The following is a 2,207-nucleotide window of genomic DNA, read 5'->3' as shown; positions in this document are numbered from 1 at the left end:
TCTGCGCGGCCCAGCAGGTCGTCGAGGGGCAGCAGTTCGATGCCCAGCTGCGCAGCCCGCGCCGGCGAGACGTAGGGGTCGTAGGCGACGAGGTGGGTGCCGAAGGCCGTCAACCGCTGGGCGACCAACTGCCCGATCCGGCCTAGCCCCACCACGCCGACCGTCTTGCCGAAGATTTCGGTGCCGTTGAACGAAGACCGCTTCCAGGTGTGCTCGCGCAGCGAGGCGTCGGCGGCCGGGATCTGCCGGGCGGCGGCCAAGAGCAGCGCCAGGGCGTGCTCGGCAGCACTGTGGATGTTCGAGGTGGGCGCGTTGACCACCAGCACGCCGCGCTCGGTCGCAGCGTCCACGTCGACGTTGTCCAGCCCGACCCCGGCGCGGGCGACGATCTTCAGCTTGGGGGCCGCCGCCAGCACCTCGGCGTCCACCGTGGTGGCCGAGCGCACCAGCAGCGCGTCGGCCTCCGGCACCGCGGCCAGCAGCTTCTCCCGGTCCGGCCCGTCTACCCAGCGCACCTCGACCTGGTCTCCCAGGGCGGCGACAGTCGATTGGGCGAGTTTGTCGGCGATCAATACAACAGGCAGATTCACCCGGCCAGCCTAACGGCTGCGTTTGACGGGCCTCGACGGGCTCACCACTGCCGTAACCTGCACCGACGGCCGTTGGGCGCGGGCCGGCGAGGTCCTACGATGCGCTGATGACCAAACTCGCGATCATCTACTATTCGGCCACCGGGCATAACACCGCGATGGCGCAACGCGTGGCCGCCGCGGCCGAGTCCGCCGGCGCCGAAGTCCGGCTGAGGCACGTCGCCGAGACCCGCGACCCGGAATCGTTCGCGCAGAACCCGGCCTGGACCGCGAATTACGAAGCAACCAAGGACCTTCCGGCGGCATCCGGTGAGGACATCGTCTGGGCCGACGCGGTGATCTTCGGTTCGCCGACCCGCTTCGGCTCTCCCGCTGCGCAATTGCGCAACTTCCTGGACTCGCTCGGCGGGCTGTGGGCCGAGGGCAAGCTCGCGGACAAGGTGTACGCGGGATTCACGTCGTCCAACACGCTGCACGGCGGTCAGGAAACCACCCTGCTGTCGCTATACATCACCCTGATGCATTTCGGCGGCATCATTGTGCCGCCCGGTTACACCGACCCGGTCAAGTTCGTCGACGGCAACCCGTACGGGGTGAGCCTGGTCTCCACCCACGACAACATTCACGAGTTCGACGAGGCCACCGGGAACGCCCTGGACCACCTGGCCCGCCGCGTGGTCGAAACCGCCGGCCGGCTGGGTTCTTGAGCGGCGCCCGCGCCGAGCGTGAAACTGTCGCGAGAATAAGCCAAGAAATTCGCAACAGCTTCACGCTCGGCGGAGAGAGGACGCCGTAAACGGTCGCCGTGGTTTATGTCTCGCGGCCGCGGCAGGGCCGCCGGCAGCGGCAAGCCGCCGGCAGCCGGCAGCGCGGCCCGCCGGTTACGCCGTCTCGGTGATCGGCCGGTCGACCCAGCTCATCAGGTCGCGCAGCTTCTTGCCGGTCACCTCGATCGGGTGCTCGGCGTTCTCCTTGCGCAGCTGCTCGAGTTGCTTGTTGCCGCCCTCGACGTTGGCCACCAGCTTCTTGGTGAAGGTGCCGTCCTGGATGTCGCGCAGGATCTCACGCATCCGCTCTTTGGTGCCGGCGTCGATGACCCGCGGACCCGACAGATACCCGCCGAACTCCGCGGTGTCGGACACCGAGTAGTTCATCCGGGCGATGCCGCCCTCATACATCAGGTCGACGATCAGCTTGAGCTCGTGCAGCACCTCGAAGTAGGCCATCTCCGGCGGGTAGCCCGCCTCAACCATGACGTCGAAACCGGTCTTCACCAATTCCTCTGTGCCGCCGCACAACACGGCCTGCTCGCCGAACAGGTCGGTCTCGGTCTCGTCCTTGAACGTGGTCTTGATGACGCCGGCCCGGGTGCCGCCGATGGCCTTGGCGTAGGACAGCGCCAGCGCCTCGCCGTTGCCGTTCGGGTCCTGGTCGACCGCGATCAGGCAGGGCACGCCCTTGCCGTCGACGAACTGGCGGCGCACCAGGTGGCCGGGACCCTTCGGGGCCACCATCGCGATGGTCACATCGGCGGGCGGCTTGATCAGACCGAAGTGAATGTTGAGACCGTGCCCGAAGAACAGCGCGTCACCGGGCTTGAGGTTGGGCTCGATGTCG

The 2,207-nt window shown here is 67.8% G+C and carries 3 protein-coding genes; 1 reads left to right on the top strand and 2 read right to left on the bottom strand.

The features are described 5' to 3' along the window. The coding region (locus tag A5704_RS12615) for an NAD(P)-dependent oxidoreductase (RefSeq protein ID WP_304442284.1) at window positions 1–590 on the bottom strand (590 nt) is incomplete at its 3' end. 107 nt (window positions 591–697) lie between these two features. Between A5704_RS12615 and wrbA the strand changes: the two genes are divergently transcribed. Next, window positions 698–1,297 carry an NAD(P)H:quinone oxidoreductase gene (gene wrbA / locus A5704_RS12610; RefSeq protein ID WP_067889264.1) on the top strand — a complete coding sequence of 200 codons (600 nt, stop codon included), beginning with the start codon at window positions 698–700 and terminating at the stop codon, window positions 1,295–1,297. Window positions 1,298–1,471: 174 nt separating this feature from the next. Here wrbA and ilvC read toward each other — a convergent pair. Continuing rightward, window positions 1,472–2,207, bottom strand: a 736-nt coding sequence (gene ilvC, locus A5704_RS12605; protein WP_067889261.1) for a ketol-acid reductoisomerase, incomplete at its 5' end; no start/stop codon positions are given.

Source organism: Mycobacterium sp. E735, assembly GCF_001666955.1.
Lineage (GTDB): Bacteria > Actinomycetota > Actinomycetes > Mycobacteriales > Mycobacteriaceae > Mycobacterium.
This window is presented reverse-complemented; position numbering and strand designations above follow the sequence as displayed.

Excerpts from the sequence above, each read along its gene's own strand:
- wrbA (WP_067889264.1), top strand. The coding sequence starts at position 698 with ATGACCAAACTCGCGATCATCTACTATTCGGCCACCGGGCATAACACC.